The organism is Photobacterium carnosum, from assembly GCF_002849605.1.
Classification (GTDB): Bacteria; Pseudomonadota; Gammaproteobacteria; order Enterobacterales; family Vibrionaceae; genus Photobacterium; species Photobacterium carnosum.
Map to the genome: position 1 here is coordinate 91,555 of NZ_NPIB01000008.1, position 18,549 is coordinate 110,103.

At 42.7% G+C, this 18,549-nt stretch carries 17 protein-coding genes; 7 read left to right on the plus strand and 10 right to left on the minus strand.

The annotated features are described in order from the left end of the window. The first annotated feature begins 2 nt into the window (after positions 1–2). From murC to lpxC, 5 genes are all read left to right on the plus strand, one after another. Entirely contained in the window at positions 3–1,466 is a 1,464-nt protein-coding gene (murC, locus tag CIK00_RS08920) for a UDP-N-acetylmuramate--L-alanine ligase (protein WP_101768540.1), read from the plus strand. Positions 1,467–1,739: 273 nt separating this feature from the next. Then, positions 1,740–2,525 (plus strand): cell division protein FtsQ/DivIB, encoded by a 786-nt coding sequence (locus CIK00_RS08925; protein ID WP_101768581.1) that lies wholly within the window; start codon positions 1,740–1,742, stop codon positions 2,523–2,525. 12 nt (positions 2,526–2,537) lie between these two features. After that, positions 2,538–3,794, plus strand: coding sequence for a cell division protein FtsA (gene ftsA / locus CIK00_RS08930; protein WP_101768541.1), 1,257 nt, complete (start codon positions 2,538–2,540; stop codon positions 3,792–3,794). A gap of 32 nt (positions 3,795–3,826) precedes the next feature. Next, positions 3,827–4,957: a cell division protein FtsZ gene (ftsZ, locus tag CIK00_RS08935; protein ID WP_101768542.1), complete on the plus strand. Its 1,131-nt coding sequence runs from the start codon at positions 3,827–3,829 to the stop codon at positions 4,955–4,957. A gap of 224 nt (positions 4,958–5,181) precedes the next feature. Then, the gene (gene lpxC, locus CIK00_RS08940; RefSeq protein WP_101768543.1) at positions 5,182–6,099 is read left to right on the plus strand and encodes a UDP-3-O-acyl-N-acetylglucosamine deacetylase; all 918 of its coding nucleotides are present in this window, start codon (positions 5,182–5,184) and stop codon (positions 6,097–6,099) included. A gap of 141 nt (positions 6,100–6,240) precedes the next feature. Here lpxC and CIK00_RS08945 read toward each other — a convergent pair whose 3' ends face one another. Further along, positions 6,241–6,699: a DUF721 domain-containing protein gene (locus tag CIK00_RS08945; protein ID WP_101768544.1), complete on the minus strand. Its 459-nt coding sequence runs from the start codon at positions 6,697–6,699 to the stop codon at positions 6,241–6,243. Between the two features lie 447 nt (positions 6,700–7,146). Here CIK00_RS08945 and secA point away from each other — a divergent pair, with 447 nt between their 5' ends. Continuing rightward, the gene (gene secA / locus CIK00_RS08950; protein ID WP_101768545.1) at positions 7,147–9,882 is read left to right on the plus strand and encodes a preprotein translocase subunit SecA; all 2,736 of its coding nucleotides are present in this window, start codon (positions 7,147–7,149) and stop codon (positions 9,880–9,882) included. A 48-nt stretch (positions 9,883–9,930) separates the two neighbouring features. Here the strand turns inward: secA and mutT are convergent, their stop codons facing one another. The 9 genes from mutT to nadC all read right to left on the minus strand — a co-directional run bounded on the left by mutT (position 9,931) and on the right by nadC (position 17,613). Next, positions 9,931–10,353: an 8-oxo-dGTP diphosphatase MutT gene (mutT, locus tag CIK00_RS08955; RefSeq protein ID WP_269154995.1), complete on the minus strand. Its 423-nt coding sequence runs from the start codon at positions 10,351–10,353 to the stop codon at positions 9,931–9,933. Positions 10,354–10,469: 116 nt separating this feature from the next. Next, positions 10,470–10,670: a DNA gyrase inhibitor YacG gene (gene yacG / locus CIK00_RS08960; protein WP_101768546.1), complete on the minus strand. Its 201-nt coding sequence runs from the start codon at positions 10,668–10,670 to the stop codon at positions 10,470–10,472. Between the two features lie 7 nt (positions 10,671–10,677). Next, positions 10,678–11,415: a cell division protein ZapD gene (zapD, locus tag CIK00_RS08965; RefSeq protein WP_101768547.1), complete on the minus strand. Its 738-nt coding sequence runs from the start codon at positions 11,413–11,415 to the stop codon at positions 10,678–10,680. A 47-nt stretch (positions 11,416–11,462) separates the two neighbouring features. Next, the gene (gene coaE / locus CIK00_RS08970) at positions 11,463–12,068 is read right to left on the minus strand and encodes a dephospho-CoA kinase (RefSeq protein WP_101768548.1); all 606 of its coding nucleotides are present in this window, start codon (positions 12,066–12,068) and stop codon (positions 11,463–11,465) included. Positions 12,069–12,071: 3 nt separating this feature from the next. Continuing rightward, entirely contained in the window at positions 12,072–12,947 is an 876-nt protein-coding gene (locus CIK00_RS08975) for a prepilin peptidase (protein WP_101768549.1), read from the minus strand. A 63-nt stretch (positions 12,948–13,010) separates the two neighbouring features. Further along, positions 13,011–14,231 carry a type II secretion system F family protein gene (locus CIK00_RS08980; protein WP_167388540.1) on the minus strand — a complete coding sequence of 407 codons (1,221 nt, stop codon included), beginning with the start codon at positions 14,229–14,231 and terminating at the stop codon, positions 13,011–13,013. A 69-nt stretch (positions 14,232–14,300) separates the two neighbouring features. Continuing rightward, positions 14,301–15,986 carry a type IV-A pilus assembly ATPase PilB gene (gene pilB / locus CIK00_RS08985; RefSeq protein WP_045037346.1) on the minus strand — a complete coding sequence of 562 codons (1,686 nt, stop codon included), beginning with the start codon at positions 15,984–15,986 and terminating at the stop codon, positions 14,301–14,303. Beyond that, positions 15,986–16,378 carry a pilin gene (locus CIK00_RS08990; protein ID WP_101768551.1) on the minus strand — a complete coding sequence of 131 codons (393 nt, stop codon included), beginning with the start codon at positions 16,376–16,378 and terminating at the stop codon, positions 15,986–15,988. The genes pilB and CIK00_RS08990 overlap by 1 nt, the downstream gene beginning before the upstream one ends. Before the next feature lie 344 nt (positions 16,379–16,722). Next, positions 16,723–17,613: a carboxylating nicotinate-nucleotide diphosphorylase gene (gene nadC / locus CIK00_RS08995; RefSeq protein WP_101768583.1), complete on the minus strand. Its 891-nt coding sequence runs from the start codon at positions 17,611–17,613 to the stop codon at positions 16,723–16,725. 162 nt (positions 17,614–17,775) lie between these two features. Between nadC and ampD the strand changes: the two genes are divergently transcribed. Further along, positions 17,776–18,321 (plus strand): 1,6-anhydro-N-acetylmuramyl-L-alanine amidase AmpD, encoded by a 546-nt coding sequence (gene ampD, locus CIK00_RS09000; protein ID WP_101768552.1) that lies wholly within the window; start codon positions 17,776–17,778, stop codon positions 18,319–18,321. The last annotated feature ends 228 nt before the right edge of the window (positions 18,322–18,549 follow it).

Genomic DNA, 18,549 nt, shown 5'->3' on the forward strand with positions numbered 1-18,549 from the left:
TGATGAGTAAACTGGATAACCAGCAATTAGCAAAAATTCGAACTATGGTGCCCGAGATGCGCCGAGTCGAACGTATTCACTTTGTTGGTATTGGTGGTGCTGGAATGAGCGGCATCGCAGAAGTATTAGTTAATGAAGGTTATCGTATCAGTGGTTCTGATATTACACCGAATGCTTTGACTAATCGTTTAACGGCTAAAGGCGTCGAGATCTTTTTTGGCCATGCGGCTGAAAATGTGATTGGTGCCAGTGTAGTTGTGGCATCAACCGCTATCAACAAACAAAATCCAGAATTATTAGCTGCAACAGAATTACGTATTCCGGTTGTGCGTCGTGCTGAAATGTTGGCAGAATTAATGCGTTACCGTCATGGTATTGCGATTGCAGGAACACATGGTAAAACGACCACAACAGCATTAACAACCCAAATTTATTCTGAAGCAGGGCTAGATCCAACATTTGTGAATGGTGGTTTGGTAAAAAGTGCTGGTACTAATGCACGTTTAGGTTGTAGCCGTTATTTAATTGCCGAAGCTGATGAAAGTGATGCGTCATTTTTACATTTGCAACCGATGGTGTGTGTGATCACTAACATTGAAGCTGATCATATGGATACTTATGGCGGCGATTTTGAGGTGCTAAAACAAACCTTCATTGATTTTATCCATAATCTGCCATTCTATGGCTTAGCGGTAATGTGTATTGATGATCCCGTTGTGCGTGAATTATTACCACGAGTGGGGCGCCCAATGTTGACTTATGGGTTTGCGGAAGATGCTGATGTGCGTTTAGTTAACTATACTCAAACTGGCCAACAGGGTCACTTTACAGTATTGCGTAATGATAAGCCGGCATTGAATATTACCCTTAATATTCCCGGTAAGCACAACGCGTTAAATGCAACGGCGGCTATTGCTGTGGCTACCGAAGAAGGTGTCAGTGATGATGCTATCATGCGCGCCTTAGTTGAATTTGAAGGTACTGGTCGTCGTTTTGATCATCTTGGTGAGTTTGAAACCGGCAATGGTAACGTGATGCTGGTAGATGATTATGGTCATCATCCAAGTGAAGTTGATGTGACGATTCAAGCTGCACGTGCTGGTTGGCCAGATAAACGGTTAGTGATGATATTCCAACCGCACCGTTATAGTCGTACTCGTGATTTATACGATGATTTTGCCAATGTGTTAGAGCAAGTCGATGTGTTATTGGTGCTGGATGTTTATGCTGCGGGAGAAACGCCTATTGCGGGTGCTGATAGTCGTTCGTTATGTCGCACTATTCGTTCACGCGCTAAAATTGATCCTATCTTTGTGTCACAAGCAGAGCATTTGCCCGCAATTTTAGCCAATATTATCCAAAATGATGATTTGGTGTTGACCCAAGGTGCGGGTGATGTCGGAAAAATAGCTCGCCAACTGGCAGAGTTAAGACTAAATATAGCCGATATGCGTCAAGATGCTTAATTGGTATGTTTCGCTTTGAGTAAACGCATTAATATCGATTACTGGTTGTAAAATGAATATTCCATCGCCAGTGATCGCTATTTTTTGTGATTTCTCGACAAATAGATAAATTTATTGTCAGGTTATGCTCGGAAAACGCCCTATGAGTGTTGGAGTGGGTCGAGTTGCTCGGTATAATCGTTTAACTTTGCTCGTTATACCTGACTGAGCGCGCCATCATAAAATACCTTTATGGAATGGTTTGGCTTAAATGGTAAGGTAAATAGACACGCGATGACTGAACAAGTCGAAAATAAAGAGCATATATTATCTTCACCTCGTGGTTTAAAGCGTTGGGGTGGATTAGCGTTTTTTCTCTTTGTCATTGGTTTTACGGTTTGGCTTGTTAGTGCTACCAAAGACTGGATGACAGATGCAAACCGATTACCCTTGTCAAATTTAGTCATTCAAGGGCAGTTACATTATCTCACTAAAGATGATGTTAGACAGTCAATTTTACATCTTCATCATTTGGGTAGCTTTATGACCCAAGATGTAAATAGTATTCAAGCATCCGTCGAGGCTTTACCTTGGGTTGCTCAAGCTGCTGTACGTAAACAATGGCCAGATACCATTAAAGTTTTTTTGGTTGAAAATCAACCTGTCGCTGAATGGAATGGTACTTATTTAGTTAACCGTTCAGGCGTTGTTTTTAAAGCGCCAGTATTGCAAGTTGCAGGATTAGGGTTAACCAATCTTATTGGTCCTAAAGGCAGCAGTGAAGAAGTTTTAGCTGGACTCAAAGAAATGCGTCCAGTGTTGAAAAAAGCGGGTTTCGGGATTGCGTCATTATCGTTTAATGAACGCCGTGCTTGGCGCGTGGTATTAACAAACGGGATTAGACTTGAATTGGGGCATGACGCTCGAATGCAACGTATAAAGCGTTTTATCGAGATTTATCCTGATTTATTGAAACAGGATAAGCCGATTGATTATGTAGATTTGCGTTACGATACTGGCGCAGCTGTGGGTTGGAAAACAAAGCCGGAGTATGATAATCATGCGCCGGATAAAAAATAAGAGCGTGCACTGATGACTAAGGCTGCAGATAAAAAACTCATCGTTGGTCTTGATATCGGCACTTCCAAAGTTTGCGCTTTGGTTGGGGAGGTCCTACCCGATGGCAATGTTAATGTCATTGGTGTAGGTAGCAGCCCGTCACGCGGAATGGATAAAGGTGGGGTTAATGACCTTGAGTCAGTAGTGAAGTCAGTTCAACGTGCTGTTGATCAGGCTGAACTTATGGCTGATTGCCAAATTGGTTCCGTGTGTTTGTCGCTATCAGGTAAACATATTAGTTGCCAAACAGAAAAAGGCATGGTGCCAATTTCTGATAAAGAAGTGACTCAAGATGACGTCGATAATGTTATTCATACGGCGAAATCAGTAAAAATAAGCGATGAGCAACGTACGTTGCATGTGATTCCACAAGAATTTGCGATTGATTACCAAGAAGGTATTAAAAACCCTGTTGGTTTATCAGGTGTTCGTATGGAAGCAAGTGTTCATTTGATCACTTGTCATAACGACATGGCGCGCAACATCGTTAAAGCAGTAGAGCGTTGTGGTTTAACTGTTGATCATCTGATTTTCTCAGGATTAGCAACAAGCCATGCTGTACTGACCCCAGATGAGCGTGAGCTCGGCGTATGCGTGGTCGATATTGGCGGCGGTACAATGGATCTTGCTATTTGGACTGGCGGCGCATTACGCCATGCGGAAGTGATTCCGTATGCTGGTAATGCAGTAACCAGTGATATTGCTTATGCGTTTGGTACACCACCGGGTGACGCTGAAGATATTAAAGTGAAATACGGTTGTGCACTGAGTGAATTGGTGAGCAAAGATGCTAAGGTTGATGTACCGAGTGTTGGTGGTCGTCCATCTAGAAGCTTGCAAAGTCAAACACTCGCAGAAGTAATAGAGCCTCGATATAGTGAATTGCTAGGGTTAGTAAATCAAAAATTACTAACCGTACAAGATCAATTGCGAGAGGCTGGTGTTAAACACCACCTAGCAGCGGGCATCGTCCTTACCGGGGGCGCTGCACAAATGGAAGGTTTAACTGAATGTGCTGAGCGGGTTTTCCGCAATCAAGTACGTATTGGTCAGCCTCTTGAGCTGAGTGGATTGACTGATTATGTTCAGTCGCCACCCTATGCTACTGCAGTAGGATTACTGCACTACGGAAAGGATAGTCAATCATTTGATGAAAATGCACAAGAACCGAAACGCTCGGTAACTGGGTTATTTTCACGAATTAGTGGTTGGTTCGAAAAGAATTTTTAAACCTGATGCGAACAGGATAACGGAGAGAACAAATGTTTGAACCGATGATGGAAATGTCTGATGAAGCTGTAATTAAGGTCATTGGCGTTGGCGGCGGCGGCGGTAATGCAGTCGATCACATGGTACGTGAGTCTATTGAAGGCGTGCAGTTCATTAGTGTTAACACTGATGCACAAGCTCTTCGTAAAACAAGCGTAAGTACTGTTATTCAGATCGGTGGTGATATCACTAAAGGTTTGGGTGCGGGTGCTAACCCACAAGTGGGCCGTGATTCAGCGTTAGAAGATCGTGAAGCGATCAAAAAAGAGCTTGAAGGCTCTGATATGATCTTCATTGCAGCGGGCATGGGTGGTGGTACCGGTACTGGTGCTGCACCAATCATTGCTGAAGTGGCTAAAGAGCTTGGTATTCTTACTGTTGCTGTTGTGACTAAACCATTTAGCTTCGAAGGTAAGAAGCGTATGGCATTTGCAGAGCAAGGTATTGATGAGCTTTCTAAGCATGTAGATTCATTAATTACTATTCCTAACGAAAAGTTACTTAAAGTACTTGGTCGTGGTATCACATTACTTGATGCCTTTGCGAAAGCAAACGACGTACTTAAAAATGCTGTTCAAGGTATTGCTGAGCTAATCACTCGCCCTGGCATGATCAACGTCGACTTTGCGGACGTACGTACCGTAATGTCTGAAATGGGTCATGCAATGATGGGTAGCGGTGTTGCTGCTGGTGATGATCGTGCTGAAGAAGCTGCTGAAATGGCAATTTCTAGCCCATTACTAGAAGATATCGACCTAGCTGGCGCTCGTGGTGTTTTAGTTAACATTACTGCTGGTATGGATATGCGTCTAGACGAATTCGAAACTGTGGGTAACACAGTTAAAGCGTTCGCTTCTGATAACGCTACCGTGGTTATTGGTACTTCACTTGACCCTGATATGACTGACGAGCTACGTGTAACCGTAGTGGCAACAGGCATTGGCAAAGAGTGTAAGCCTGATATCACATTAGTAACGTCATCAAAGCCTGCACCTGTTGTTGCACAGGAAAAACCTGCTGCAATCGCTGAAGATAAGCCTGTTGAAAGTCAACAAGCTAAAGCTCAGGGTGCGGATCATGACTACTTAGATATCCCTGCATTCTTGCGTAAGCAAGCAGACTAAAATAGCCAACATATTGATTGTGGTAGCTAATTTAGCTGGGTAAGAGCTGCATCTTTTGTTTCACCACAAAAGATGCTTTTTTACATCTGCAGTGAATTATTTTGGATATTTTTTAGGTTATGGTATGATAAGTGTTCAATTCGCCATACTGGTGTTGAGAATAGTTTCTATTCACCTAATTAGTTTGCAAGCAAAAGTTTGTTTAACCGTTGAGATATAAGCAGATGATCAGACAACGTACACTTAAAAGCATTGTGCAGACGACTGGTGTGGGCCTCCACTCTGGACGTAAAGTGACGCTTATCCTGCGTCCTGCAGCCGCAAATACTGGCGTGATTTATCGCCGTACTGACCTTAATCCACCTGTGGATTTCCCTGCAAATGCAGATTCAGTACGCGATACCATGTTATGTACCGCTCTTGTTAATGAACAAGGCGTGCGCATTTCAACAGTTGAGCACTTGAATGCTGCACTAGCCGGTATGGGTATCGATAACGTGATTATCGAAGTTAATGCGCCTGAAATTCCTATTATGGATGGTAGCGCAAGCCCATTTATTTACCTGCTTCAATCAGCTGGTATTGATACATTAAATTCGCCAAAGCGTTTTTTACGTATTAAAAAGCCTGTTCGCATTGAGGATGGCGACAAGTGGGCGGAACTCGTACCTTATAACGGTTTCCGTCTCGATTTTGCTATCGACTTTAATCACCCTGCGATTGATTCAGATCAGCAGCGTCTAGTGTTAGATTTTTCAAGCCAGTCTTTTGTTAAAAAGATTAGCCGTGCACGTACTTTCGGTTTCATGCGCGATATCGAATATCTCCAGTCACAAAACTTGTGTCTTGGTGGTAGCTTTGATAACGCAATTGTACTGGATGACTACCGTATCCTGAACGAGGATGGTTTGCGTTTTGACAATGAACTTGTCACTCACAAAGTATTGGATGCCATTGGTGACCTTTACATGTGTGGTCACAATATCATTGGTGAAATGCGCGCTTATAAATCAGGTCATGCGCTTAACAACCAACTACTGCGTGCAGTATTGGCTGATCAAGAAGCCTATGAGTGGTCAACCTTTGAAGACGAGCGTGAAGTGCCTGTCACTTTTGCTCAACCGGGTATGGTATTGGCGTAAATCACGCAACTGCCTTGTATTAAAAAACGCCGAGCATAAATGTTCGGCGTTTTTGTATCTGTTATTTGTCGAATTGCCGATGCGATATTTTTTAGCGAGGTGACATTCTTTACCGATACGACATTCGCATTCAACAAAGCATTAGCGAGTATTTTTTTGTGCTAGCTTAGCCAGTCGTTCTAAACAGACTTTGACTTTATCTGGAGCATTAGCCGCTGTTGCTAACAGATGTTGCGCGGCCACATGGCTGATTGGCTTTTGAATAATATCGGGAATTTTATCTTGTTTACGAATTGCCACTGCTGCCAATATGGGGTTTACCTTAACTTCGATCTCACGCAATTTGGGTAATAATTTCTCGCGTAATTTAAGCGTTAATTGGTAACGTTCATAGTTAAGTCGCATCGACCATGCTGCTGATTCTGTTTCAATGATTAACACCCCTTGTCGATAATTACTGACTCGACAATGCTCGGCACAATTAAGGTGGCTTTTTACCGCAGTATTCAGTTGGTTTAATGCCGCTGCCCGTTGTTGAATCGATGTTAGACCATCACTATCAAGTAGATGTGCTGCGGTTTGGGGGCGATGATCTCTCATGATTTTAATTCCTGGATATTCGACAGAATAAAAATGTTACTTTTGCGGATATGATCTTCATTATCAAAGATAAAAACCTGCGCAGTGGCTTTTATCATAGGCGATGACACGAATATGACTTATTATATTAGGTATATAGGTTAATATATGTTGAGCGATATGTCTGCTAAGTCGCAGTCACCAGCGTGTTTTTGTACTTAGATGGCAATAAACAGTATTAGTTTAGCATTGAGTAAGGTGCTTTTTGTTAGGATAGTAATGTTAACCCTTGAAAAGCGACTATCGCGACACAATATCAATTAACACATGTTTTAGGATTAACTTCTTAGTCACCGTCGTGACAATTCCTGTGGGATAAGGATGGCTTAGGTCCCCCAAGGAATGAAACCCGAATTAAGCGATTCAGCAATAGAAACGCTGATATAACAAAGAGAAACCGGCATCACCATGTTATCAAAACTACTGACTAAAGTTATCGGTAGCCGTAACGACCGCACTCTGCGTCGTATGCGCAAAATTGTTGATCAAATCAATAAGCTAGAACCTCAGTTTGAAAGCCTACAAGATCATGAGCTGCAAGTAAAAACAGCTGAATTTCGTGAGCGTTTAGATCAAGGCGAAACGCTAGATCAACTACTACCAGAAGCCTTTGCGACTGTTCGCGAAGCATCAAGCCGTGTCTATGGCATGCGTCACTTTGACGTACAGCTACTTGGTGGCATGGTTTTAAACGACTGTAAAATTGCTGAAATGCGTACTGGTGAGGGTAAAACTCTTACTGCAACATTGCCGTCATATCTTAACGCCCTTACAGGTAAAGGCGTTCACATCGTAACCGTGAACGATTACCTCGCTGCGCGTGATGCCGAAACTAACCGTGAATTATTTGAATTCCTCGGTATGACTATTGGCGTTAACGTACCTAATATGTCACCGCCAGCGAAAAAAGAAGCATACGCTGCCGACATACTTTACGGTACTAACAACGAATTTGGTTTTGATTACCTACGTGACAACATGGCGTTCCGTCCTGAAGATCGCGTTCAACGCGAGCGCTTCTTTGCGGTTGTCGATGAAGTTGACTCCATCCTAATTGATGAAGCGCGTACACCGTTGATTATCTCTGGTCCTGCTGAAGATAGCTCGGAAATGTACATTAAGATTAATCACTTAATTCCGTTGCTTGTTCGTCAAGATAAAGAAGATAGCGCTGATTATCGTGGCGATGGTCACTACACTGTCGATGAAAAATCAAAGCAAGCGCACTTTACTGAAACGGGTCAAGAATTCATTGAAGAATTATTGATTAAAAATGACATTATGGCTGAGAACGATACTCTATATTCTCCGGCTAATATTAGTTTACTGCACCACGTTAATGCCGGTTTACGTGCACACGTGTTGTTTGAAAAAGACGTCGATTATATTGTTCAAGATGATGAAGTTGTCATTGTCGATGAACATACTGGCCGTACTATGCCAGGTCGTCGTTGGTCTGAAGGTCTTCACCAAGCTGTTGAAGCGAAAGAAGGCGTTAAGATTCAAAACGAAAACCAAACCTTGGCATCGATTACCTTCCAGAACTATTTCCGTTTATACGAGAAATTATCAGGTATGACAGGTACTGCGGATACTGAAGCGTTTGAATTCCAGTCTATTTATAATTTAGATACGGTAGTGTTACCGACTAACCGCCCAATGGCACGTATTGATAACGGCGATTTAGTCTACATGACTGAAGCTGAGAAATTCGTGGCAATCAGTAAAGATATTTCTGAGCGTGTTAAAAATGGTCAGCCATGTCTTGTCGGTACAGTGTCGATTGAAAAATCAGAGCTGTTATCTAAAGCGTTGAAAGATGCAGGTATCAAGCACAACGTACTGAATGCTAAGTTCCACGAAAAAGAAGCCGATATTATTGCTGAAGCGGGTTCGCCAAGTACGGTAACTATCGCAACTAACATGGCCGGTCGTGGTACTGATATCATGCTAGGTGGTTCGTGGAAGGCGGATGTTGAGAAACTGATTGATCCTACTGATGAGCAAATCGCAAAGATTCGTGCTGATTGGCAAATCAAGCATGATGCAGTATTAGCATCCGGTGGTTTACACATCCTTGGTACTGAGCGTCATGAATCTCGTCGTATCGACAACCAGTTACGTGGTCGTGCAGGTCGTCAGGGTGATGCTGGTTCGTCTCGTTTCTATCTTTCAATGGAAGATGGCCTTATGCGTATCTTCGCCTCTGATCGTGTTTCAGGCATGATGAAGAAGCTAGGTATGGAAGAAGGCGAAGCGATTGAGCACCCATGGGTATCAAAAGCTATCGAAAACGCACAACGTAAAGTTGAAGGACGTAACTTCGATATTCGTAAGCAATTACTTGAATTTGATGACGTCGCTAATGATCAGCGTCAGGTAGTGTATGAACTACGTGATGAGCTTATGAATGCTAACGATATCAGTGAAATGATTGAGCACAACCGTGAAGACGTGTTGAACGCAATTATTGATAACTACATTCCTCAGCAATCGCTAGAAGAAATGTGGGATATCGACGGCCTAGAAGCGCGTCTAAAAGAAGACTTTGATTTAGAGTTCCCGATTAAAAATTGGTTAGACACTGAAGATAAGCTTTATGAAGAAGCCCTTCGTGAACGTATTATCGAAAAAGCATTTGAGTTGTACCGTGAGAAAGAACAAGTTGTTGGCGCTGAAGTGCTACGGAACTTTGAAAAAACGGTAATGCTGCAAAACCTTGATACATTATGGAAAGAACACCTAGCGGCAATGGATCATCTTCGTCAAGGTATTCACCTACGTGGTTATGCACAAAAGAACCCTAAGCAAGAGTACAAGCGTGAGTCGTTTGAACTGTTTGAAGAGATGTTAGATAACTTGAAGAGTGATGTTGTTTCTATCTTAAGTAAGGTACGAGTACAGCAGCAGGAAGAAGTTGATCGTATGGAAGACGAACGTCGTCAAATGGCAGAAATGCTAGCACATCGTCAACAATTCCAACATCAAAATGCAGACAATCAAATTGCTGATGAATCATCACCAGCAGAAGACAATGGTCATCAAGGTACGTTTGAGCGCGAAGAGCGTAAAGTCGGCCGTAATGAGCCTTGCCCATGTGGTTCTGGTAAGAAATACAAGCAGTGTCACGGTAAGATCGACTAAGATCGCTGTTAAGCTGTTATAAAAAAGGTCGCCTAGAGCGACCTTTTTTTATTCCCCATAAACCGCTGCTATCTTCGCCAATACCGCTACATTAGCGTCAGGGAATGGATACTGATCAAGATCGTGAATTGCGACCCACAATCCAGTTTGACCTTCATTACCACACGCTTCACCTGTGAATGCTGTGATGGCGAAAAAATCAAACTGTAAGGATTTATCGGGGTAATCATGAGCAAGGCTAATCAATGGCGTTAGCGTAGTGACTTGAATCCCCACTTCCTCGTTAAGTTCACGAATAACCGCTTGCTCAGCGGTTTCATTGGCTTCTACTTTGCCACCTGCAAATTCCCATAATCCACCTTGATGGGCATTAGCATGGCGACGCGTAATGAAAATTCGATCTTGAGTTGGGTTTAGAATGATCCCTGCTGCGATCCAAATTCGTTTTTTGATTATCACTTTTTTTGTCATAACGTAGTACCTACATAAAATCAGTCAGTAATAATGTAGCCATTAAAAAGGGCGAGCTAATAGTAATATTAGTTCGCCCTTGATCAGCAATAAGTTGCTAAATAGCATGGTGGTTTTTAGTAGTTATCTTCTGACCACACATCAGTGTCAGACATATCTGGCGCACTAGCAATGGCTTTTTCTTCATCTGCCCACTCTCCAAGATCAATTAATTGGCAGCGTTTACAGCAGAAAGGACGATATGGGCTTTGTTCACCCCAGACAACGTCAGTTTTACAGGTTGGACATTTCACCACAGTCGGTTGAGATTGCGACATAGTTACCTCAGCAAATAGCTAGTTTAAAGTCGATATTGGTTGCCACTGTCGTTCCTTCTTCATAAGGAGAAAAACGAATAGAGAAGTGGCTACGATGACCGGATATAACAGGATAAACACCATAGCTTGCATCGATTTCAATGCGAAGTAAACACGATAAGCTAGCATCATTTTGGAAAAAACCGTTATGTGCTGATTGTGGTTGGTATTGTGCAGATTGACGGACTAAGTGTAGCCATAGCTTGAGTGCTTCATCGACTTCAGCCAATTGATCGAGCCATGCTTGCATTGTTTGTTGACGTTCTTCTAGTGGTTGTTGACACCAGAAGTGCAGCGCTGGCAGGTCAAAACTACAGGTACCACCAGGAATCGAAAATCGTTGACGAATCGAGCTTAGAAAACGGTCTTCACGTAGGCTTTGACCTAAACGTGGTGCAGCTAATAGGTTTTTCTGAGCATGACTCATATTATCGAGTAATGACTGGATCGCGATGGGATCAACGCCGTCATAATCTAGCCATGCTTTCAATTTAATACTTTGATTATTGAGCGCTTTAGCAAGATCGGTTTTAACTGGGATTTGTTCTATTAATTCTAGAAAATCAAACAATGCATTAAAGAAAATCGTATATTGCCACGGATCGTTAAGTTCGCTGCTGTGGTGTAATTGTTTGAGTAAGTGTTCAAGGCGCAAGTAAATACGCACTTTTTCATTTAGAGGATGTTCATAGCTATGTATTTGCATAACGGAAAACCAGTGAAAATCAAAAAATAATGAATGCACGCTAAGCGTTATTTCGCAGTTTGTGCAAGTGCGAGATAATATTGGTGTAGCTGAGCAACTTGCGTTAACAGTGCCTGATTATCACCGTTATTACAAATGATATCATCGGCAGCATCAAGCCGCTGTTGGCGTGATGCTTGTGCGGCAAGAATATTTTTTATTTGCTCAAGCGATACATTATCTCGCTGTTGGGTACGCATTATCTGTGTTTGTTGGTCAACGTCAACTACCAGTAAGCGATCAGTTAGGGTTTGAAGGTTATTTTCAATCATTAACGGCACAATCAGTAGGCAATACGGGGAAGTCGCGCGATCGATATCTGCTAACATTTTGTCACGGATCAACGGATGTAGCAGTTGATTGAGCCAGTTTTTCTGTTGTGGATCACTAAATATTGCAGCTCTTAATTGGCTACGATCTAGATTTCCATCAGCAAGCAGTATGTCGTTACCGAATTTTTCAATAATACGCGCTAAACCGACACTACCGATGGCGACTACCTCGCGGGCTATGATGTCGGCATCGATTAAATCAATTCCATAAGCACCAAATAAATTAGCAACAGTCGTTTTACCGCTGCCAATTCCACCTGTTAAACCAATCACCATTGTCATCAATCAGAATCCTAAATAAGAGCTAACATACCAATGTAAAATTGGTTCGCCCCATAGCATAGCAATCCCGCCAGCAACAGCAAGATATGGTCCAAAAGAGAACGGGGTTTGTTGATCTTCATGCTTTATTCGTAGCATGACAATGCCACATATCGCTCCGACAAGAGAAGATAGTAAGACCACAAACGGTAATAATGACCAGCCCACCCACGCACCGATAGCTGCTAATAGCTTAAAATCACCGTAACCCATGCCATCTTTTTTTGTCAGCAGCTTAAATGCCCAAAAAATTGACCACAGTGATAAATATCCTGCCATTGCACCAATAATTGAATCGGTTAATGAAATCGGACTGATACCAATAAGAGCGAATAAAATACCCGCCCACATTAATGGTAGCGTGATTTGATCTGGCAGTAGCATTTTGTCGATATCAATAAACGTCAGCGCAATCAGGGCAAAGCTACAACCTAACACTGCAACAGCCCACCATGTTGGCGGTAATACTAATGCGACAGTTAAGCTAATCATGGCCGTTAGGAGTTCAATCGCAGGGTAGCGTTTGCTGATCGGTGCTTTACACTCGCGGCATTTACCCCTTAAAGCTAACCAGCTAATAACCGGAATATTTTCCAACGCACTGATAGCATGATGACAATGAGGGCAGCGAGAGCGAGGCACACTTAAATTAAATGGGGTTACATCATTGGATTGTGGATCATCCAGTTCTGGGAAATAATCCTGACATTCTTGACGCCATTGGCGTTCCATCATGATTGGCAGGCGGTAAATGACCACATTGAGGAAGCTGCCAATTAATAAACCAAAGAGTGTTGCAAACAGCGGGTATAGCCACGGGTAATAACTCAGTACAGCCATGAAGTGCTCTCTTAAAAAATACATCGATTAACGTTAATATCATGGCTATTGAATACGTTGAAATTATCCCATAACGCTCATTAGCGTAAAAATAGGCATGTACATCGCAACTAATAAACCACCGATAATGATACCAAGAATAATGATAATAAACGGTTCTAAAATTTGACCCAAGTTATCGACAGTATTATCAACATCATCTTCGTATAACTGTGCCATTTTATTGAGCATATCATCAAGTGCGCCAGATTCTTCACCAATCATCACCATTTGCAGCATTAATTCAGGAAAAACATCGGCTTGACGTAAGGCTACGTATAAAGGCATTCCGGCGGCGGTGCTGTTATAAACCTCATCAATGGCTTGTTCAATATAAAGGTTATTACTGATTTTTCCTGCTGATTGAATACCCGTTAACAGTGGGATACCCGCATTAAAGGTGGTCGCGAGGGTACGAGAAAAACGAGAAATCGTCGCCTTGAGTAATACCTCTCCAACAATCGGTAACTTTAAGCTCAGTTTATCCATACGGTAATGAAAACGATAATAATGGTGGTAGCTATAACGGTAGCCGATAATCGTAATTAATATTCCAAGTCCAAGATAAAGCCCATAATTAATTAAAAAATCGGACGCTTTCATTACTTGGCGAGTAAACCACGGCAATTCAGCGCCAAAGCCACTAAAAATAGCCGCAAACTGCGGAATAACAAATACCAACATGAGTACTGTAACTAATATTGCAGTGATGGATACCATTGACGGGTAGATCATCGCTTTGATGATCTTCTTGCGCATGGCTTCGGCTTTTTCACGATAAATGGCAATACGCGAAAATACTTGCCCTAGGTGCCCCGTCTGCTCGCCAGTATCGACCAAGTCGCAATAGAATTTATCAAACAATGGCGAGCTGGAACGCATCGCTTTGGATAATGACGATCCCGCTTCAACTTGATTGGTGACCTGAATAAGGGTCGCGCGCATTTCTGCTTTATGATGACTGTTCGCCATCAGTGTTAGGGCTTGTACTACAGGTACGCCTGATTCAACCATGGTGGCTAATTGACGAGTGACCATGGTGACATCTTCGGATTTCATTTGATTGCGAAGGCGGTTTAAGGTGCCAGGAGAGGTACGCTTGATCTTTTTAATATTGATCATTTGCTCGGTAAGCTGATGGCGAACTTCTTGTTCTTGAAATCCCATCGTGACGCCAGAGACTTTACGTCCGGCTTGATTGACGCCACGCCATTGGTAGTAACGAATTTTAGTGGCAACAACCATAATAAATCCTTTTTAATAAAATACAGAGATTGTTTAAAGGGCGCTGCAAGCAATAACACGATGGTGAGATCAGAGTTGCAGTACCCGTTGTAATTCGACAAGGCTGGTAATGCCATCAACTAATTTATCGACGCCTGATTCTCGTAATCGTTGCATACCTTGGCTGGCGGCAATATCTTCTAATTGTAAGCTGGTGGCATTTTGCATTAATGCTTCGGCAATCTCACGGCTAAACTGCATCACTTCATAAATACCCACCCGTCCAACGTAGCCTTTATTGCAATCATCACAGCCTTCTTTATTGGCTTGAAAAACGCTGGTGTTGAGTGGCAGTTTTAAGCGCTCACAGGTTAAGTCATCCAGCAGGTGCGGTTGTTTACAGTGACTGCATAATCGGCGTGCTAACCGCTGTGCAATAATTAAACTCAGTGATGACGCAAGGTTAAAATCTTCAACTCCCATATTAGTTAAACGGGTAATGGTTTCTGCCGCTGAATTGGTGTGCAACGTTGATAATACCAAGTGCCCTGTTTGGGCGGCTTTAACCGCAATTTCGGCGGTTTCTAAATCACGAATTTCACCAACCATCACCACATCAGGGTCTTGACGTAGAAATGATCGTAATGCTTCTGCAAACCCCAGTCCGGCGAGATTGTTGATCTGAACTTGGTTAATGCCTTGAAGGTTGATCTCCACCGGATCTTCAGCGGTGGAAATATTGCGCTCATCGGTATTTAAAATACTTAAGCCGGTATATAACGATACGGTTTTGCCGCTGCCTGTTGGTCCCGTCATTAAAATCATCCCTTGCGGGCGTTGCAGGGCGTTTAAATAAGCCTGCTTTTGAGCATCGCTATACCCTAAAATATCAATATTTAAGCTGGCACTGGAACTGTCTAAAATCCGCAGTACGACTTTTTCACCCCATAACGTGGGCAGGGTCGATACCCGTAAATCAATCGCCAGTGATTCCGATAATTTAAGCTTGATGCGTCCATCTTGTGGTTGGCGACGTTCGGCAATATTGAGCTTTGACATTACCTTTAAACGGGTTGATAACCGCCGCGACAAACTTGACGGAGGGGTTAAATGTTGATGTAAAATGCCATCACAGCGAAACCGAATTCGATAGCTGGTTTCATAGGGTTCAAAGTGAATGTCTGATGCTTTACGGCGCAGCGCATCCATTAATACTTGGTTGATATAACGGGTAACAGGGGCGCTGTCTTGACTTAAATCGGTTGAGTCATCAATTTCAAGATCGTTAATATCAATTAAGTTACCTAAATCTTCATCGCTGATTTGGCGGCTGTTACCGACATCACCAATATCACTGCCGTAAACCCGTCGAATCGCCGATTCAAGTTGTTTATTTTCTAATAACAGTGGTTCAACGTTCTTACCAATGGCGAAGCGAAACTCATCCTGCGCCTCGACATTGGTAGGATCGCTAAGGCCGACAAAAAGGGTGCTATTGTCTTGCGCAAGCGGCAGCACGCGATGGCGTAACACCAATTCACGTTGGTAGACACTTTGACAGCAACCTTGAAAGTCATAATGGTGAACATCCACTCGATCTAGATTAAACAGGTGCGATAATGAACGTGCTAGTTCATCATCCGCCATGATACCTAGGCGAGTAATGGCGGTTGGGACATTGATCCCTTCCGCCGTCACCGACTCGACTATTTGCTGCTCTTGTTCGGCGCTGATTAACTCAGCTTGGAACAGGATCGAAGCGAGGTTGGTTTGCATTAGCTATTTGGACAGCCTTCAACAGTTGGTGTCTCTGCAGTGGAAACACATTTCCAACCAGTATCAGGGTCTCGAGTAAATGTAAGCGTTTTATTTAATAATGAACCTTCATCAAATGTAAAAACGAGTGTATCTGCCGTTGCAGTAATTTTGCCTAAAGTATTTGATCCCTCTTCAATACCTAATGTAGATACTGCTGTACTTAAAGCACCCTTTTCTTGTATTTGTAATTCAGCCGGCGTTATTAATGCTTTCATGGTTGCCATTGCAGATGCCATTTCACTTTTAGCTACATAATCTTTATAAGCCGGAATTGCAATTGCCGATAACACACCAATAATTGCCACTACGATCATCAGTTCAATAAGGGTAAAGCCTTGTTGCTTTTTCATATTCCATTCCTTGAAGGTTTTAAGTTGTCCAACATGGACAAAGGGGTAGTGCTGTGGAACTAGAATAAAAGGCTTAAGATATTGATTGAATAACAGTGGTGTTATTGCTCGGCACAGTTTGAATTATTTATGCCATTGTTGCAGCAGTTACAAAATAGGGCTGGAGTTGGGGCGCAGAAATGTGGCAGGTTGTGAGGTGAATAAGGGGCGAGGGAGAGCAGGAAAAGCCAGTGAAAATATCAATTCAACAACGCGCAGTGAGTAGATTCCCTATCGCCCTCGCGGGCATTCACTGTAGGGAATGACTGGGTGAGTTCGGCATTCCCTGTTGAAAACGACGGTGGTTAGTTACTAAACCGCATCGATAAATCCATTGCTCGCACATGCTTGGTTAGCGCACCGACTGAAATATAATCTACACCTGTTAACGCACATTCGCGAATATTATTCAGGGTAATATCACCAGAGTTTTCCAACGCCGCACGACCTGCGTTAATTTTTACTGCTTCACGCATCATCTCTAATGAAAAATTATCGAGCATAATAATATCCGCACCAGCAATAATCGCTTGTTCTAATTCTGCTAGCGATTCGGTTTCAATTTCTACGGGTTTGCCGGGGTTTAATTGCTTGGCAGTGGCGATTGCTTTTTCAATCCCGCCACAGGCCATGATGTGGTTTTCTTTAATTAAGTAGGCATCAAACACCCCAATGCGATGGTTAAAACCGCCACCACAACTGACTGCATATTTAAGTGCGCTGCGCAAACCGGGGATGGTTTTACGGGTGTCTAATAAACGAGTATTAGTGCCGACCAGTTGGTTAACATATTCCGCTGTAAGGGTAGCGCAGCCTGAAAGGGTTTGAATAAAGTTCATCGCATTACGCTCGCCAGTAAGCAACACCCGTGACGGGCCACTCAGGGTACATAACACTTGGTTGGGTTTGACGACATCACCATCGGCAACGTGCCAATCAATCACCACTTCAGCTCCCAATTGGACAAACACTTCATTCGCCCACAGTTGCCCACAAAAAACGCCATATTCACGGGTAATAATGGTGGCGGTGCTGTAACTATCAGCGGCAATTAAATTAGCCGTAATGTCACGATTGGCATGAATCTCACCGCCTAAATCTTCACGCAAAGCATCAGCAACCGCGCGGGTGATTTCCAATGGCAGTTGTTGTTTAAGGTAAGCAAGACGAGTGCTGCTGTCGTGTTTTTGTTCCATCGTTGTCATGTCGTATCCATAGCAAGAGTTTGCCGGTAAGTGAATTACCGCGAGTGATAGTAAAAGCATACAGGGAAAAAAATCAGTTTTCGAGGAGAGAGGTTTTAATTTTTATCTCGATACTCGATACTCGATACTCCTTTTCTATAATCTGAGATTTCTATGACTCTAACAATCAACAGTGACCATTGGCTTGATAACGTTAAACGGGTGCCATCGCCATTTTGTGATGCCCGCCCTGAGAATGATATATCACTGCTGGTAGTGCATAACATTAGCTTACCACCGGGTGAATTTGGTGGGCCTTATATTGAACAACTGTTTACGGGTCAGCTTGATCCTAATGAGCATGCTTATTTCGCATTGATTCATCAGTTCCGCGTTTCGGCGCACTGCTTGATTCGTCGTGATGGCAGCATTATTCAGTTTGTACCGTTCAATGCTCGTGCGTGGCATGCGGGGATTTCTTGCTTTGAAGGGCGAGATAAATGTAATGACTATTCGATAGGAATTGAACTTGAAGGTTGTGATTATTTGCCGTTCACAGATTGTCAGTATGAAACATTAGCCACCTTAACCCAAAAGATCATGCAGCAGTATCCTGCGATTACTCGCCAGCGAATAACAGGGCATGAATTTATTGCACCGGGGCGAAAAACTGATCCGGGATTAGTGTTTGATTGGCATAATTATAAAGCCCAGTTGTAGGCGGTTATTTATTAATAACTACTGAGTATATTATTGATAAAAAACGAAAAATAACTGTTGGCTATAGTTGGTTGAGTGTTGGTTTTAAATATTGACTGTAGTTTTATTTGAACGTGATTGTTGTTTTACTTTGTATTTAATGTGAGTTTTTTGTTAAACAAACTTCGTTCTATGATTTCAATCAAGTTGAATGTGGACTTTCATGATTATTTCTGTAAACTTTCCACG

Coding starts and splice junctions, on each gene's coding strand:
- ampD (WP_101768552.1), top strand. CDS start 17,776: ATGACTCTAACAATCAACAGTGACCATTGGCTTGATAACGTTAAACGG.
- CIK00_RS08990 (WP_101768551.1), bottom strand. CDS start 16,378: ATGAAAAAGCAACAAGGCTTTACCCTTATTGAACTGATGATCGTAGTG.
- CIK00_RS08925 (WP_101768581.1), top strand. CDS start 1,740: ATGACTGAACAAGTCGAAAATAAAGAGCATATATTATCTTCACCTCGT.
- secA (WP_101768545.1), top strand. CDS start 7,147: ATGTTATCAAAACTACTGACTAAAGTTATCGGTAGCCGTAACGACCGC.
- ftsZ (WP_101768542.1), top strand. CDS start 3,827: ATGTTTGAACCGATGATGGAAATGTCTGATGAAGCTGTAATTAAGGTC.
- pilB (WP_045037346.1), bottom strand. CDS start 15,986: ATGCAAACCAACCTCGCTTCGATCCTGTTCCAAGCTGAGTTAATCAGC.
- CIK00_RS08945 (WP_101768544.1), bottom strand. CDS start 6,699: ATGAGAGATCATCGCCCCCAAACCGCAGCACATCTACTTGATAGTGAT.
- CIK00_RS08975 (WP_101768549.1), bottom strand. CDS start 12,947: ATGGCTGTACTGAGTTATTACCCGTGGCTATACCCGCTGTTTGCAACA.
- nadC (WP_101768583.1), bottom strand. CDS start 17,613: ATGGAACAAAAACACGACAGCAGCACTCGTCTTGCTTACCTTAAACAA.
- murC (WP_101768540.1), top strand. CDS start 3: ATGAGTAAACTGGATAACCAGCAATTAGCAAAAATTCGAACTATGGTG.
- ftsA (WP_101768541.1), top strand. CDS start 2,538: ATGACTAAGGCTGCAGATAAAAAACTCATCGTTGGTCTTGATATCGGC.
- zapD (WP_101768547.1), bottom strand. CDS start 11,415: ATGCAAATACATAGCTATGAACATCCTCTAAATGAAAAAGTGCGTATT.
- CIK00_RS08980 (WP_167388540.1), bottom strand. CDS start 14,231: ATGGTTGTTGCCACTAAAATTCGTTACTACCAATGGCGTGGCGTCAAT.
- mutT (WP_269154995.1), bottom strand. CDS start 10,353: ATGACAAAAAAAGTGATAATCAAAAAACGAATTTGGATCGCAGCAGGG.
- coaE (WP_101768548.1), bottom strand. CDS start 12,068: ATGACAATGGTGATTGGTTTAACAGGTGGAATTGGCAGCGGTAAAACG.
- yacG (WP_101768546.1), bottom strand. CDS start 10,670: ATGTCGCAATCTCAACCGACTGTGGTGAAATGTCCAACCTGTAAAACT.
- lpxC (WP_101768543.1), top strand. CDS start 5,182: ATGATCAGACAACGTACACTTAAAAGCATTGTGCAGACGACTGGTGTG.